Origin of the sequence: Streptomyces lucensis JCM 4490, assembly GCF_014650035.1 — a bacterium.
In the GTDB taxonomy this organism is placed as follows: domain Bacteria; phylum Actinomycetota; class Actinomycetes; order Streptomycetales; family Streptomycetaceae; genus Streptomyces; species Streptomyces lucensis.
This window is the reverse complement of sequence record NZ_BMUE01000009.1, coordinates 136,889-151,079: the sequence shown is the minus strand read 5'-3', so window position 1 is coordinate 151,079 and position 14,191 is coordinate 136,889. Positions and strand designations below refer to the sequence as shown.

General features: G+C 70.7%; 15 protein-coding genes and 1 tRNA gene. 8 read left to right on the top strand and 8 right to left on the bottom strand.

Annotation, left to right across the window (positions count from 1 at the left end):
* Nucleotide 1 precedes the first annotated feature (1 nt).
* Nucleotides 2–568 (top strand): ImmA/IrrE family metallo-endopeptidase, encoded by a 567-nt coding sequence (locus IE177_RS21515; protein ID WP_190016996.1) that lies wholly within the window; start codon nt 2–4, stop codon nt 566–568.
* Between the two features lie 163 nt (nt 569–731).
* Here the strand turns inward: IE177_RS21515 and IE177_RS21510 are convergent, their stop codons facing one another.
* The 4 genes from IE177_RS21510 to IE177_RS21495 all read right to left on the bottom strand — a co-directional run bounded on the left by IE177_RS21510 (nt 732) and on the right by IE177_RS21495 (nt 2,708).
* Nucleotides 732–1,235, bottom strand: a complete 504-nt coding sequence (locus IE177_RS21510) for a hypothetical protein (RefSeq protein WP_190016995.1) — start codon at nt 1,233–1,235, stop codon at nt 732–734.
* Nucleotides 1,236–1,468: 233 nt separating this feature from the next.
* Nucleotides 1,469–1,542 (bottom strand) — tRNA-Pro (locus IE177_RS21505).
* A complete protein-coding gene (locus tag IE177_RS35115) occupies nt 1,533–1,736 on the bottom strand; it encodes a hypothetical protein (protein WP_229816196.1) in 204 nt (67 codons plus the stop codon). The genes IE177_RS21505 and IE177_RS35115 overlap by 10 nt, the downstream gene beginning before the upstream one ends.
* A gap of 45 nt (nt 1,737–1,781) precedes the next feature.
* A complete protein-coding gene (locus IE177_RS21495) occupies nt 1,782–2,708 on the bottom strand; it encodes a metallophosphoesterase (RefSeq protein WP_190016994.1) in 927 nt (308 codons plus the stop codon).
* Between the two features lie 92 nt (nt 2,709–2,800).
* Here IE177_RS21495 and IE177_RS21490 point away from each other — a divergent pair, with 92 nt between their 5' ends.
* Entirely contained in the window at nt 2,801–3,274 is a 474-nt protein-coding gene (locus IE177_RS21490) for a GatB/YqeY domain-containing protein (RefSeq protein WP_190016993.1), read from the top strand.
* A 156-nt stretch (nt 3,275–3,430) separates the two neighbouring features.
* Here the strand turns inward: IE177_RS21490 and IE177_RS21485 are convergent, their stop codons facing one another.
* Nucleotides 3,431–5,758 (bottom strand): transglycosylase domain-containing protein, encoded by a 2,328-nt coding sequence (locus IE177_RS21485; RefSeq protein WP_190016992.1) that lies wholly within the window; start codon nt 5,756–5,758, stop codon nt 3,431–3,433.
* Between the two features lie 535 nt (nt 5,759–6,293).
* Between IE177_RS21485 and wblA the strand changes: the two genes are divergently transcribed.
* Entirely contained in the window at nt 6,294–6,632 is a 339-nt protein-coding gene (gene wblA, locus IE177_RS21480; protein ID WP_018547931.1) for a transcriptional regulator WblA, read from the top strand.
* Nucleotides 6,633–6,748: 116 nt separating this feature from the next.
* On the opposite strand, the gene bagB is transcribed toward wblA, so the two are convergent.
* Nucleotides 6,749–8,173 (bottom strand): ATPase BagB, encoded by a 1,425-nt coding sequence (gene bagB, locus IE177_RS21475; RefSeq protein ID WP_190016991.1) that lies wholly within the window; start codon nt 8,171–8,173, stop codon nt 6,749–6,751.
* A complete protein-coding gene (bagA, locus tag IE177_RS21470) occupies nt 8,170–9,147 on the bottom strand; it encodes an ATPase BagA (RefSeq protein ID WP_190016990.1) in 978 nt (325 codons plus the stop codon). Before bagA ends, bagB begins: the two co-directional genes overlap by 4 nt.
* 142 nt (nt 9,148–9,289) lie before the next feature.
* On the opposite strand from bagA, the gene sp36 reads away from it, so the two are divergent.
* The 4 genes from sp36 to IE177_RS21450 all read left to right on the top strand — a co-directional run bounded on the left by sp36 (nt 9,290) and on the right by IE177_RS21450 (nt 11,842).
* Nucleotides 9,290–9,451, top strand: coding sequence for a Sp36 family protein (gene sp36, locus IE177_RS21465; protein WP_190016989.1), 162 nt, complete (start codon nt 9,290–9,292; stop codon nt 9,449–9,451).
* Nucleotides 9,448–9,912, top strand: a complete 465-nt coding sequence (locus IE177_RS21460; protein WP_190016988.1) for a RidA family protein — start codon at nt 9,448–9,450, stop codon at nt 9,910–9,912. Before sp36 ends, IE177_RS21460 begins: the two co-directional genes overlap by 4 nt.
* A 71-nt stretch (nt 9,913–9,983) precedes the next feature.
* Complete coding sequence (locus IE177_RS21455; protein WP_229816195.1) at nt 9,984–11,015, top strand: NUDIX hydrolase; 1,032 nt, start codon at nt 9,984–9,986, stop codon at nt 11,013–11,015.
* The gene (locus IE177_RS21450) at nt 11,012–11,842 is read left to right on the top strand and encodes an MBL fold metallo-hydrolase (RefSeq protein WP_190016987.1); all 831 of its coding nucleotides are present in this window, start codon (nt 11,012–11,014) and stop codon (nt 11,840–11,842) included. Before IE177_RS21455 ends, IE177_RS21450 begins: the two co-directional genes overlap by 4 nt.
* Nucleotides 11,843–12,084: 242 nt before the next feature.
* Here the strand turns inward: IE177_RS21450 and IE177_RS21445 are convergent, their stop codons facing one another.
* Nucleotides 12,085–12,759, bottom strand: a complete 675-nt coding sequence (locus IE177_RS21445) for a Crp/Fnr family transcriptional regulator (RefSeq protein ID WP_023547771.1) — start codon at nt 12,757–12,759, stop codon at nt 12,085–12,087.
* A 275-nt stretch (nt 12,760–13,034) separates the two neighbouring features.
* Here IE177_RS21445 and nth point away from each other — a divergent pair, with 275 nt between their 5' ends.
* Entirely contained in the window at nt 13,035–14,186 is a 1,152-nt protein-coding gene (nth, locus tag IE177_RS21440) for an endonuclease III (protein ID WP_190016986.1), read from the top strand.
* Nucleotides 14,187–14,191: the final 5 nt, after the last annotated feature.

Genomic DNA, 14,191 nt, shown 5'->3' with positions numbered 1-14,191 from the left:
AGTGCGACGAGGATTCAAGTCGGAAGCGGAACGGCTTGCGGAGCGGGTGCGCGCCCAGATCGGTTTGCGCCCCGACGTGCCCCCAGACATCTTCCAACTCGCCGATCATCTGCGTGTCGAGGTTATTGATGCGCAGGAACTGGTCGGTATGGACAGCCTGCAGGAGCTGGAGCTGCTGCAGCCTGGGGCCTTTTCCGCCGCCACCTTTCATCTGCCGGGTGGTCGCACTGTCGCTGTCTACAACCCCTGCAATGAGCCCGCACGTACGAAGAGCGACATCGCTCACGAGCTGGCCCATGTGCTGCTCGGCCACGAGGTACGGGAAGTGCAACAGATCGGCGGGCATGCATTTTTTACGTGCAACCCGGAGCAGGAAGAGGAGGCGAACTGGCTGGCCGGCTGCCTGCTCTTGCCCCGTCAGCTTTTGCTCCGGCATGCGTATGCGGGAACCGATGCTCAGGCACTTGCGGCCGCTGCCGGGGTCAGCGTGCCTATGGCGCGTTTCCGCTTGAACACCAGCGGTGTCCTGCTCCAGGCGCGGCGTAGCCGAGCAGCCCGGGGCCGGTGAAACGGACTTGGCGAAGTCGGCCTGTTCGGCTTCCTAAAGGGGGCGGGCTCCGGCTGTCGCGCCGACAGCAGTACGTACAACTGCGAGGAGCTGATGCGGCAGTACACCGCACGTTCGGCTGTTCCGCTTGAGGTAGCTTCCCGCGGTTCGGAGCCCAAATGCCTCACCGGCCGCGACGACCTCTCCACGCCTGCGGCACGTCCGGCTGTGGGGCCTCAGGCGCGGTGATGATGCGGCGTACGGTCCACCGCCTCTCGTGACCACCCTCTTCGACGCACTCAAGCGTCACCTCAAGCTCGAACGGTGAAGGGCCCTCGTGCTCCATCTGGGCGATGAGGTCGATCCGCTTCCCCGGCGCCACGGCGGTGAACCGCTTCTCGCGTCCTTCCGACTCATAGCTGCCCGTGTCTGGCGCCAAGTGGCGGACGTCAGGTCCGTCGATGCGCAGGGTGAGGCTGGACAGAGGCGGCGCCTGCTCCACCGTGATGGTCGCGGTGACGAAGCGCTCCCCGATGCTGCCCCAGACCCACTGCGCGTCGCTCACTTGGAAGACCGGAGTGGCTGCTTCGTCCCGGGCCTGCCGAGCATCGTTGAGGGCCTCCTGCGCGACACGCGACTGCTCGCGCGCGGACCAGCCCTGCCAGACCGCGACGGCGGCTGCTCCCACAGCGATCCCGGCGCCGACCCATGAACTCAGGTCTCCGACTCCCACTCGTGTCCCCTCCCCGTGCCATGCCACTCTGAGGCGAGCTCCCAAGCTCCGGTCTACCCATAAGCGCGGGAGCCGCCCGGGAGCCAGACCCCGAACTCGGCTCCCAAATGGCTCCCAAAATGGCCCTCAAAACCACTCAGGGGCCCGACCCGCTAAGCGGATCAGGCCCCTGACCTGGTACTACGGCGTCGGGGTGGCGGGATTTGAACCCACGACCTCTTCGTCCCGAACGAAGCGCGCTGCCAAGCTGCGCTACACCCCGATGTCACTGCTTCTCGCGGCGACGACGTTTACTTTAGCCCACCGGTGGCTGTAGGCGAAATCCGGTTTGGACGCGGTGGCGGACCGGGTCGGGCGGGTGTGGTCGAGGGCCACCAGGAGGACGCCCGAGGCGTAGGCCGCGAGGGCCGGGAGGAGGACGTTGGCGAGGCACGGGTGGGCCCGTGACCTCGCCATGCCGCGGGGAGACGCTGTCGCCGCCTCCCCTGCGCCCCGCGGACTCTACTGCCTCTCCACCAGCGTCAGCAGCGTCGCCTCCGGCGGGCAGGCGAAGCGGACCGGGGTGTAGCGGTTGGTGCCGCAGCCCGCCGAGACGTGCAGGAACGACGTACGGCCCTCCGCCGTGTGCCGGGACAGGCCCTTCACCCGGTCCGTGTCCAGGTCGCAGTTGGTGACCAGGGCGCCGTAGAAGGGGATGCACAGCTGGCCGCCGTGCGTGTGGCCGGCCAGGATCAGGGGGTAGCGGTCGGCGGTGAAGGCGTCGAGGACGCGCAGGTAGGGGGCGTGGACCACGCCCATCGAGAAGTCGTACGTCCCGGACGGGCCGCCCGCCACCTGCGCGTACCGGTCGCGCTTGATGTGGGGGTCGTCCAGGCCGGTCAGCTCGATCGACACGCCCTCGACCTTCAGGACGCCCCGCGTGTTCGTCAGGTTCAGCCAGCCGGCCTCGTCGAAGCCGTCCCGGATGTCCTCCCAGGGGTTGCGGGGCACTCCCACGACCGGCGCGTTGCCGTTCAGGCCGTGGCGGCCGCTCACCTTCTCCAGCAGGTAGCGGGCGGGGTTGCGCAGTCTGGGGCCGTAGTAGTCGTTGGAGCCGAAGACGTACGCACCCGGGAACTCCATCAGCGGGCCGAGCGCGTCCATCACCTCCGGCACGCCCCCGGTGTCCGAGAGGTTGTCGCCCGTGTTGATCACGAAGTCCGGGCGCAGTCCGGCCAGTGACTGCAGCCAGCGCTGCTTCTTGCGCTGGCCGCTCACCATGTGGATGTCGGAGACCTGGAGCACGCGCAGCGGGCGCATGCCCGGCGGCAGGACCGGGACCGTCACTCGCCGTAGGCGGAAGGAGCGGGCTTCGAAGCCCGCCGAATACGCCAGCCCGGCGGCACCTGCCGCCATGATTCCCAGGGGTACTCCGTATCGCGCGCGCATATGACCATCGTGTCAGAACGCGACGGCGCGACGAGACGGCCGCCCCCTTAATCAGGGGCGTTCGGGGTGACGCACCTGCGACAATCGTCCCCATGACCACCACGCTCAAGTCGAAGCTGCAGGACGACCTCAACGCCGCGATCAAGGAGCGCGACGAGCTCCGCTCCTCGACGCTGCGGCTGACGCTCACCGCGATCACCAAGGAGGAGGTCGCGGGCACGGAGAAGCGTGAGCTCTCCGACGACGAGGTCCTCAAGGTGATCACCCGCGAGGCGAAGAAGCGCCGCGAGGCCGCGGACGCGTTCGCGCAGGGCGGCCGCGCCGAGCAGGCCGAGCGGGAGAAGGCGGAGGGCGAGGTGCTCGCCACCTACCTGCCCAAGCAGCTGTCCGACGACGAGCTGAACGTGATCGTCGCCGAGGCCGTGGAAGAGGCGAAGGCGGCTGGTGCCGAGGGGCCGCGGGCCATGGGCGCCGTCATGAAGATCGTGAACCCGAAGGTGGCCGGCCTGGCCGAGGGCGGCCGCGTCGCCGCCGCGGTCAAGAAGCTCCTCCAGGGCCAGGGCTGAGCGCGACGCGCCCCCGGCTCTTCACGGCTGAGGGGCGCCCACCACGCGGCGGCGGGGCCGCACCCTTCTTGTCAGGGTGCGGCCCCGCCGCAGTACTCGCGTCGCTCTCGTCCGGTGCCAGGGCCCGCGAGCCCGGCGTGATCCGAACGAGAGGCCCTAACCCCGCCGGCCCCCGTTGCCGTTCCCGTTGATGCCCCCGTTGCCCTGCCCCTGGATGAAGTTGTCGGGGAAGGAGAAGGTCGGCGTCGGGAGGGGGCCGCCGATGGTGCCGCCGGTCGTGTCCCCCGTCGCGCCGCCGTCAGCCGTGCCCCCGTCGGTCAGGCCGCCGATCAGTCCGCCGATCTCCTGGCCCGTCGTGTCCCCGTTGCCGTCGTCCGTCCCCCCTGGTCCTTTTCCCTTACCACCCCCCTTGTTGTCGTCGGGGATGTCGACCAGCTGGAATCCCGGCGCGTCCTTGCCCGCCAGGGCGCCGGCCATGGCGTCCCGCCAGATCGGGCCCGGGACCTTCCCACCGAAGACCAGGTCGTTGTACCGGCCGCCGATGGTGATGCCGGTCATCTGCACGTTCTGCTTGGCGCTGCCGACCCACACCGCGCCGGACATGTTGGGCGTGTAGCCGACGAACCAGGCGTTCTTGCGCTCGTCCGTCGTGCCCGTCTTGCCCGCGCTCTCGCGGTCGGTGAGACCCGCCTCCTGGCCGGTACCGGAGTCGACCACGCCGCGCAGCAGCGTGTTGACCGTGTCGGCGGTCTTCTCGCTCATCGCGCGCGAGCACGTCGACTTCGGCACCTCGAGCGACTTCTGCTCGTCGCCGATCTTCTGGACGACCGACTCGATGGCGACCGGGGTGCAGTACATCCCGCGCGAGGCGAAGGAGGCGTAGGCGCTGGCCATGGTCAGCGGTGAGAGGCCGATCGAGCCGAGGGCGATCGACGGCGTCTCGGGGAGCTTCGAGCCGTCGCCCTGCACCACGTGCAGCGCGTCGGTCATCTTCGCCACCGGGCACAGGCCGATGTCGGAGATCAGCTGCACGAAGTAGGTGTTGACGGACTTCGCCATCGCCTCCTTCATGCGGTACGGGCCCTTCTCGGACTCGTTCTCGTTCTCGACGGTCTCGCCCTTGGTGTTCACGTAAGGGTTGCTGCTGCACCGCTGGACCGGGCTCGGGTAGTTCATCTTGTACGGCGCCGAGTACTCCTGCGTCGCCGGCTTGCCGCCCTCGATCGCGGCCGCGGCCACGAACGGCTTGAACGTCGAACCCGTCGGGAAGCCGTAGTTGGAGCCGCCCATGTCCTTGTTGACGGAGAAGTTGTACTCCGTCTCGTCCTTGCCCGAGCCGAACGGCTTCGACTGGCCCATCGCCAGGATCTTGCCGGTGCCGGGTTCGACCAGGGTGGCGGCTGCGGCGACCCGGTCGGACTTGTACACGTGCTCCTTCAGCGAGGCCTGCACGGACTCCTGGGCCTGCGGGTCCAGCGTCGTGCGGATGGTCAGGCCGCCGTGGTTCCAGAGCCTGGCGCGCTCCTCACGGGTCTTCCCGAAGGCCGGGTCGTTCAGCATGACGTGCTCGACGTACTTGCAGAAGAACGCGCCGCCCTTGGTGGCAGTGATGCAGCCGTTCTTCGGACGGCTGATGTGCAGGCCGAGCGGCTTGTCCTTGGCCCGGTCGGCCTCCGCCTGGGACACGTCGCCGACCTCGGCCATGCGCTGCAGCACGGTGTTGCGCCGCTTGCGGGCCTCGGCCTCGTCGTTCACCGGGTCGTAGCGGCTCGGGGACTGCACGATGCCGGCCAGCAGCGCCGACTCCTGCAGGTTCAGGTCCTTCGCGTGCTTGGAGAAGTAGCGCTGGGCGGCGGCCTCGACGCCGTAGGCCTGCTCGCCGAAGAAGGTGATGTTCAGGTAGTTCTCGAGGATCTTCTTCTTGCCGAGCTTCTCCTCGATCTGGATCGCGTACTTCAGCTCGCGGATCTTGCGTCCGATGGTCTGCTGGGTGGCCTGGGCGACCTTCGTCGGGTCGTCGCCGGCCTCCTCGATGAAGTAGTTCTTCACCAGCTGCTGGGTGAGCGTGGAGGCGCCCTGGGCGACCCCGCCCTCCTGTGCGTTCTTGTTCAGGGCGCGCAGCACACCCTTGAGGTCGATCGCCCCGTGCTTGTAGAAGCGCGAGTCCTCGATCGCGACGATCGCCTTCTGCATGTACGGCGACATGTCCTTGAGCTCCACCACCGTGCGGTCACGGGAGTAGTCGGTCGCGATCAGGCGCCCCTGGTTGTCCAGGATCGTCGTGCGCTGACTGAGCTGGGGACTCTTGAGGTTGGCCGGGATCTCGTCGAAGGTCTTGACCGAGCCCTTGGCCGCGAGGCCCAGCGCGCCGGCCGCGGGCAGCGCGATGCCCGCCATCACGGCTCCGGCGAGCACACTGACACCGAGGAACTTGGCGGCCTGCTGCGTCGTCGACAGGCCACCGCCCGAGCGCTTCTTTGGCATGGGGGCAGCCTAATCCGTACTTATGAGCGTTCCGAGGGACCGGCTCCCCGTCGGGATGTTCGGGTGCGGGATCGTGATGTACGGCGGACGGCGCAGGCCCGCGCCGTGCCGTGCCGGGGCACGGCAGAGGAGGAGACCTACGTTCTCATTTCCCGGACACGCGCGCAGGCCTTGGCCTAAGCTGCTCACAACTGTCACAGCAGCGCGGCCACGTATCAATACGTCCGGAGACCCCGAATCGTTCCGGTCGTGCCCCGGATTTTTGAGGGGGGCGTGTCCGAATCCGTCAGGTGTGTCACCTGGCGCCCGGTGTGACGCACCACAGCCGTCCTGCATTGCCGGGATGGTCGCATATGTCGTCAGCTCACTCCCGCGGGTGATCTGCCGCTTACCCATAGTCCGTTCGGGCCATTCAAGATTGGGCCCGAAGGGGGTGTTGCGCTGTCCCCGCCTTCCGTAACGTCCTCAACTGGCGGCGGTGAATATGCCGCTGCCGCCGTGGGGGAGCCTCGATTCGGGAGAGGACGGCGCCGGTATGGGCTGGGTAACCGACTGGAGTGCGCAGGCCGCCTGCCGCACTACTGATCCGGATGAACTGTTCGTTCAGGGAGCAGCGCAGAACAGAGCCAAGGCGGTGTGCACCGGATGTCCGGTACGCACCGAGTGCCTGGCCGACGCGCTGGACAACCGCGTCGAATTCGGCGTGTGGGGAGGCATGACGGAGCGGGAGCGTCGCGCCCTGTTGCGTCGCCGGCCCACCGTGACGTCCTGGCGCAGGCTCCTGGAGACCGCACGCTCGGAGTACGAGCGGGGCGCCGGGATCGTGCCTCTCGACAACGACGAGGTGTACGAGAACTACGCCGCGGTGAGCTGAGCCTGGAGTATCACCGCGCGGGCATACCTCCATGGCACACCCCCATGGCACATCCCCGGTGCGTGTGCGACGTGCTCATGGCGCGCACGTCTTCTCGCAGCCACCGCAGCGGGGCGCTACGACGCGTCTGTCCGTTCCGCCGTGCCCGTCGCGCCCGCCGCGCCCGTCATGTCCGTCGCGCCCGCCGCCAGCCGGGCGCCGATGTCCCGCAGGCCCGCGAGGTCATGGACGTCGCCGGGCAGCGCGGGTACGTCTACCACCGCCACCTCGGGGTGGCGGGCGGTGAACCGGTCACGCGTGCGCTGCTCGCGCGAGAGCAGCTGCATGCGCTCGGCGTGCAGTCTCAGCAGGCCTGCGGCGAGCCGGTCGACGGTGTGCTCCGGATGGGTGGGGGAGCCATCTTCGGAAACAGGGTCACCGGCCGCGCCCTCGGATGCGGCAGTTCGTGAACTGCCTTCTGTGTCGGGAGAGTTACGAAGTCCAGCTTTCCCGTCCCCCTGATCCACAATGCGGGGGTCCTCAAGATTTTCCGCGGCGGCGAGGGCACGCTCGGCCGACAGGCGGCCCGCGCCGCTGCCGTGGACCCGGTTCAGCACGAGACCCACCAGCGGCATCCTCTCGGCGGCCAGGCGCTCCACGAAGTACGCGGCCTCGCGCAGCGCGTCCCGCTCCGGCGCCGCCACCACCAGGAACGCCGTACCGGGCGCCTGGAGCAGCTTGTACGTGGCGTCCGCACGCGTACGGAAACCGCCGAAGGTGGTGTCCATCGCGGCCACGAAGGTCTGCACGTCCTTCAGCAGCTGACCGCCCAGCAGCTTGCCCAGCGTGCCGGTCATCATCGACATGCCGACGTTGAGGAAGGCCATCCCGGCCCGGCCGCCCAGCTTGGCGGGCGCGGTGAGCAGGCGGATCAGCCGGCCGTCCAGGAACGAGCCGAGCCGCTTGGGGGCGTCCAGGAAGTCCAGCGCCGACCGGGACGGCGGCGTGTCGACCACGATCAGGTCCCACTCGTCCTTCGCCCGCAGCTGGCCCAGCTTCTCCATCGCCATGTACTCCTGCGTGCCCGCGAAGCCCGCCGAAAGCGACTGGTAGAAGGGGTTCGCCAGGATCGTGGCCGCCCGCTCGGGGTCCGCGTGCGCCTCCACGACCTCGTCGAAGGTGCGCTTCATGTCGAGCATCATGGCGTGCAGTTCGCCGCCCGTCCGGCCCTCTCCGGCACCCTCCGCCGCGTCGCCGCGCGCCGCCCCCGCCGCCTGGTCCTCGATGCCCTTCACCCGGCGCGGCACGTTGTCCAGGGAGTCGATGCCCATCGACTGGGCCAGCCGCCTGGCCGGGTCGATGGTCAGGACGACGACCTTGCGGCCCCGCTCGGCGGCCCGCAGCCCGAGGGCCGCGGCCGTCGTCGTCTTGCCGACTCCGCCCGAGCCGCAGCACACCACGATCCGGGTCCCGGGGTCGTCCAGCAGCCGGTCGACGTCGAGCCGGCGCGCGGGGGAGAGACGACGGGCAGTGTCCTGTGGATCGGCCGGGTCCGGGCTCATGACAACCCCTGCTTCCGCAGCTCGGTGGCGAGTTCGTACAGGCCCGCGAGGTCCATGCCCTCGGCGAGCAACGGCAGCTCGTGCAGCGGCAGGCCCAGCTCGCCGAGGACCGCCCGCTGCTCCTGCTCCAGCGCGTGCCGCTCGGCGTACTCGGCCGCCTGCTCCAGCAGCGGGCCGACCAGCTTCTCCGCGTTCCCGCCGCGCCGGGCCCCGCCGAGCCCCGCGGTCGCGAGGGACCGTGCGACGGAAGAACGCTCCACGGTCCGTACGAGTTCCAGGTCGTCCGCGTCCAGCACCTGCGGCCGGACCATGTTCACGACGACCCGGCCCACCGGCAGCCGGGCCGCTCGGAGTTCGGCGATGCCGTCCGCGGTCTCCTGGACGGGCATCTCCTCCAGCAGCGTCACCAGGTGCACCGCCGTCTGCGGCGACTTGAGCACCCCCATCACCGCCTGGGCCTGATTGTGTATCGGGCCGATCTTCGCCAGGCCCGCCACCTCGTCGTTGACGTTCAGGAAGCGGGTGATGCGGCCGGTCGGCGGGGCGTCCATGACGACGTAGTCGTACACGAACCGTCCCGACTTCTCCTTGCGGCGGGCCGCCTCGCACGCCTTGCCGGTCAGCAGGACGTCGCGGATGCCGGGCGCGATGGTGGTGGCGAAGTCTATGGCGCCGAGCTTCTTCAGCGCTCTGCCCGCACCGCCCAGTTTGTAGAACATCTGGAGGTAGTCCAGAAGGGCGAGTTCGGGGTCGATGGCGAGGGCGAACACCTCCCCGCCGCCGGGCGCCACCGCGATCTTCCGCTCCTCGTACGGCAACGCCTCCGTCTCGAAGAGCTGTGCGATGCCCTGCCGGCCCTCGACCTCTACGAGAAGCGTCCGCTTCCCCTCGGTCGCGAGGGCCAGCGCGAGGGCGGCGGCGACCGTCGTCTTTCCGGTCCCGCCCTTGCCGCTGACGACCTGGAGCCTGCTCACGCCTTCGAGACTAACCAGTCCGGCCGAGACTCACGCGGGAGGCTGTGGATAACGGTGGTCACACTCGGGCGTGCGTTCGGCGGACGAGGGCCCTCGTGGTCGGCCGTCCGGCCCCGCGGACACAGCGGCTACAGTCGCCCTCATGACCAAGAAGTGGGAATACGCGACCGTGCCGCTGCTCGTCCACGCCACGAAGCAGATCCTGGACACCTGGGGCGAGGACGGCTGGGAGCTCGTCCAGGTCGTGCCCGGGCCCAACCCGGAGCAGCTCGTCGCCTACCTGAAGCGGGAGAAGCTGGCATGAGCGCGGTCGAGGCCAAGCTGGCCGAACTGGGCCTGACCCTGCCGGAGGTCGTACCGCCGCTGGCCTCGTACCAGCCGGCCGTGCGATCCGGCGCGTACGTCTACACCGCCGGCCAGCTGCCGATGGTGCAGGGCAAGCTGCCGATCACCGGCAAGGTGGGCGCCGAGGTCACGCCCGAGGAGGCCAAGGACCTGGCCCGCACCTGCGCGCTGAACGCGCTGGCCGCCGTGAAGTCCGTCACCGGCGACCTGGACCGCATCGCGCGCGTGGTGAAGGTCGTCGGCTTCGTCGCCTCGGCCAGCGACTTCACCGGGCAGCCCGGCGTCGTCAACGGTGCCAGCGAACTGCTCGGCGAGGTCCTCGGCGACAAGGGCGTGCACGCCCGCAGCGCGGTCGGTGTCGCGGTCCTGCCGCTGGACGCGCCCGTCGAGATCGAGATCCAGGTCGAGCTGGTCCCGTGACCACCGCCCCGTAACCCCGCTGACCTCGGGCACCTCTCGAACATTCGCCCTATACGGGATAGCCTCCGGCCATGGCGAACGGTCAGTGGTACCCCCCGGAGTGGCCCGACCGTATCCGCGCGCTGGCGGACGGCACCCTCACCCCGGTGACCCCCAGGCGCGCGGCCACGGTGCTGCTGCTGAAGGACACCCCGGACGGCCCGGTCGTCCACATGCTGCGCAGACGCGCCTCCATGGCCTTCGCCGGGGGCGCGTACGCGTATCCCGGCGGCGGTGTCGACCCCCGCGACGACGACCGTCAGGTCCGCTGGGCGGGCCCCACGCGCGCGTGGTGGGCCGAACGGCTGGGCGTCGACGAGAGCGGCGCCCAGGCCATCGTCTGCGCGGCCGTACGGGAGACGTACGAGGAGGCGGGCGTGCTGCTCGCCGGACCCGACGCCGACTCGGTCGTCGGTGACACCACCGGCGAGGACTGGGAGGCCGACCGGGCCGCCCTGGTCGCCCGCGAGCTGTCGTTCGCCGAGTTCCTGGACCGGCGCGGCCTGGTGCTGCGCTCCGACCTGCTGGGCGCCTGGACCCGCTGGATCACCCCGGAGTTCGAGTCCCGCCGCTACGACACCTGGTTCTTCGTGGCGACCCTCCCCGAGGGGCAGCGCACCCGCAACGCCTCCACGGAGGCCGACCGCACGGTGTGGATCCGCCCCGAGGAGGCCGCCGCCGGCTACGACAGGGGCGAGCTGCTGATGATGCCGCCCACCATCGCCACGCTGCGCCAGCTGCTCCCGCACGGCACCGCCGCCCAGGCGCTGGCGGCGGCTCCCGCACGCGACATGACACCGGTGCTGGCGACCGCCCGCCTCGAGGACGGCGAGATCGTCCTGTCCTGGCCGGGCCACGACGAGTTCACCAAGCGCGTCACGAAGTCCGGTCCGGCCGGGGCGCCAGGCGCGGGTCCGGCTGACGAGGCGGCCGCGGGCACGGCCGGAGCGACGCCCGCCGGCACCGGCGCCCCGACGGCCGGCACCGGCGCCCCGACGGCCGGGACCGGCGCCCCGACGGCCGGGACCGCCGCTCCGACGGCCGGCGCTGGAGGCCCCGCATGACCGACGCAGCGGCCCTGCCGGGCCAGCCCCGCGGCGGGGTCCTCTCCGGGCCGGCCACCGAACGGGCCGTCAACGTCCTCGCGCCCAACGCCTCCGCGATGACCCTGGACGGCACCAACACCTGGATCGTCGCCGAGCCCGACTCCGACCTGGCCGTCGTGATCGACCCGGGCCCACTGGACGACGGCCACCTGGGCAACGTCATGGACACGGCCGAGCGGGCCGGCAAACGCGTCGCCCTGACCCTGCTCACCCACGGCCACCCGGACCACGCCGAGGGCGCCGCCCGTTTCGCCGAGCTGACCGGCACGCGCGTGCGTGCCCTCGACCCGGCGCTGCGGCTCGGCGAGGAGGGCCTGGCCGCCGGCGACGTGATCGCCCTAGGCGGCCTGGAGCTGAGGGTCGTACCGACCCCCGGGCACACCGCGGACTCGCTGTGCTTCCACCTCCCGGCCGACCGGGCGGTGCTCACCGGCGACACCGTCCTCGGGCGCGGTACGACGGTCGTGGCGCACCCCGACGGCCGTCTCGGGGACTACCTGGACTCCCTGCGGCGGCTGAGGTCCCTCACGGTGGACGACGGCGTACACACCGTCCTGCCGGGCCACGGGCCGGTCCTGGAGGACGCCCAGGGCGCCGTCGAGTTCTACCTGGCCCACCGCGCCCACCGGCTCGCCCAGGTGGAGACGGCGGTCGAGGACGGCTACCGCACCCCCGCCGAGGTCGTCGCCCACGTGTACGCCGACGTGGACCGCTCGCTGTGGCCGGCCGCGGAACTGTCGGTACGGGCCCAGATGGAGTACCTGAGCGAGCACGGGCTGATCTAGCGCCTGGCGCCGCGTCTCGCCGCGCTGTCCGGGCGAGTGGGCCCGGCCGCCCACTCCCGGGCGGGGCCCGCGCACCGACAGCCCGTCCGGCGTTTGAGGACGAGGCCGTACAGGACGAAAGCGGGGGGCTGGGGGTGCGGCCGCCGCCCGGGAGTGGGCGGCAGTCCCGAGGACGGCGACCCACGACAAGGGGGCCCCGCCCAGGAAGCGGGACCCCCGATGCCGTACGGCCGAGACCGGCGTCAGCGCGACCGCTTGGCCAGGCGCTCCACGTCCAGCAGGATCACGGCCCGCGCCTCCAGGCGGAGCCAGCCGCGCTGGGCGAAGTCCGCGAGCGCCTTGTTCACGGTCTCCCGGGAGGCGCCGACCAGCTGGGCCAGCTCCTCCTGGGTGAGGTCGTGGACGACGTGGATGCCTTCCTCGGACTGCACGCCGAAGCGGCGGGAGAGGTCCAGAAGGGCGCGTGCCACGCGGCCGGGGACGTCGGAGAAGACCAGGTCGGACATGGCGTCGTTGGTCTTGCGCAGCCGGCGTGCGACGGCGCGCAGCAGGGCGCCGGCGACCTCGGGGCGGGCGTTGAGCCAGGGCTGGAGGTCGCCGTGGCCGAGACCGAGCAGCTTGACCTCGGTCAGCGCGGTGGCGGTCGCCGTGCGCGGGCCCGGGTCGAACAGCGACAGCTCGCCGATCAGCTCGCTGGGGCCCACGACGGCGAGCATGTTCTCGCGGCCGTCGGGCGAGGTGCGGTGCAGCTTGACCTTGCCCTCGGTGACGACGTACAGGCGGTCGCCGGGGTCGCCCTCGTGGAACAGGGAGTCGCCGCGTGCCAGGGTCACCTCACTCATGGAGGCGCGAAGCTCCGCGGCCTGCTCGTCGTCGAGAGCCGCGAAGAGCGGGTTGCGCCGCAGAACGTCGTCCACGAGTTCTCTCCTTGTCGACCTGCTCAGGGGATCTTGCTCCCCCGTGTGCCAGGGGACCGTGTTCCCCATTTTGCCGGACGGTCCAAACAGTGTGATCTGTCACAAGGATGCCGCACAGGTGTCCCGGGGTAAGCGGCAGGGGTCCAATCGGGGGCCGATCCTCCGGGTCCGGGGCGGATGCGGGTGCCGGGCTTTAGGCTGGCCGGGTGTCCAAAACGCCGGTGAGAGCACAGGCCAAGGGGGCTGCGCGGGTGGTTGTACGTCGCGATTCCGCTGTGGGCGAACAAGACCCCGGCGGTAGTAATAAAACAGGCAAAACGGATGAAAAGGCCGCTCCTGTCAAGAAGCCTACGCTCGCCGAGAGGGCCGCGTACGCCGCGGAGGCGGTCGCCGCCAGAAAGCCCGCGTCCGCCAGGAAGCCCGCGCCGGCGAAGAAGGCCGCGTCGGCCAAGAAGGCCGCGCCCACGAAGAGGGCCGCGCCGGCCAAGAAGGCTGCCGCCGGTGAAGCCGTACCGGCCGAGACGGCCGTCTCCGCCGACAGGGCCGTCTCCGCCAAGAAGGCCGTACCGGTGAAGAAGGCCCTGGCCGCCGCGAAGCCGGTCACGGCCAAGAAGGCCGCAACCGTGAGGAAGACCGCCCCGAAGCCTCCGGCGGGCGAGTCCCGCACCGCCCTGGTCCGCCGCGCCCGCCGGATCAACCGCGAGCTCGCCGAGGTGTACCCGTACGCCCACCCCGAGCTGGACTTCGCGGGCCCCTTCCAGCTGCTGGTCGCCACCGTGCTGTCCGCCCAGACCACCGACCTGCGCGTCAACCAGACGACCCCGGCCCTCTTCGCCAAGTACCCCACCCCCGAGGACCTCGCGGCCGCGAATCCCGAGGAGGTCGAGGAGATCCTGCGCCCCTGCGGCTTCTTCCGGGCCAAGACCAGGTCGGTGATAGGGCTCTCCAAGGCCCTCGCCGAGGACTTCGGCGGCGAGGTGCCCGGCAGGCTGGAGGACCTCGTCAAACTGCCCGGCGTCGGCCGCAAGACCGCCTTCGTCGTGCTCGGCAACGCCTTCGGCCGGCCGGGAATCACCGTGGACACGCACTTCCAGCGGCTGGTGCGGCGCTGGCGGTGGACCGAGGAGACCGACCCCGACAAGATCGAGGCGGCCGTCGGCGCCCTGTTCCCCAAGAGCGACTGGACCGACCTCTCCCACCACGTGATCTGGCACGGCCGCCGCATCTGCCACGCCCGCAAGCCCGCCTGCGGCGCCTGCCCCATCGCCCCGCTCTGCCCGGCGTACGGCGAGGGGGAGACCGACGCGGACAAGGCGAAGAAGCTGCTGAAGTACGAGAAGGGCGGCTTCCCCGGCCAGCGGCTCAACCCCCCGCAGGCGTACCTCGACGCGGGCGGCAGGCCGGCGCCCCCACTGGGGGCCGCGTGACGGAA

What these genes read in the sequence shown, in the direction of transcription:
- IE177_RS35115 (WP_229816196.1), bottom strand. Translation starts at nt 1,736, where the DNA reads ATGGCGAGGTCACGGGCCCACCCGTGCCTCGCCAACGTCCTCCTCCCG.
- IE177_RS21495 (WP_190016994.1), bottom strand. Translation starts at nt 2,708, where the DNA reads ATGCGCGCGCGATACGGAGTACCCCTGGGAATCATGGCGGCAGGTGCC.
- IE177_RS21490 (WP_190016993.1), top strand. Translation starts at nt 2,801, where the DNA reads ATGACCACCACGCTCAAGTCGAAGCTGCAGGACGACCTCAACGCCGCG.
- IE177_RS21485 (WP_190016992.1), bottom strand. Translation starts at nt 5,758, where the DNA reads ATGCCAAAGAAGCGCTCGGGCGGTGGCCTGTCGACGACGCAGCAGGCC.
- wblA (WP_018547931.1), top strand. Translation starts at nt 6,294, where the DNA reads ATGGGCTGGGTAACCGACTGGAGTGCGCAGGCCGCCTGCCGCACTACT.
- bagB (WP_190016991.1), bottom strand. Translation starts at nt 8,173, where the DNA reads ATGAGCCCGGACCCGGCCGATCCACAGGACACTGCCCGTCGTCTCTCC.
- sp36 (WP_190016989.1), top strand. Translation starts at nt 9,290, where the DNA reads ATGACCAAGAAGTGGGAATACGCGACCGTGCCGCTGCTCGTCCACGCC.
- IE177_RS21460 (WP_190016988.1), top strand. Translation starts at nt 9,448, where the DNA reads ATGAGCGCGGTCGAGGCCAAGCTGGCCGAACTGGGCCTGACCCTGCCG.
- IE177_RS21455 (WP_229816195.1), top strand. Translation starts at nt 9,984, where the DNA reads ATGGCGAACGGTCAGTGGTACCCCCCGGAGTGGCCCGACCGTATCCGC.
- IE177_RS21450 (WP_190016987.1), top strand. Translation starts at nt 11,012, where the DNA reads ATGACCGACGCAGCGGCCCTGCCGGGCCAGCCCCGCGGCGGGGTCCTC.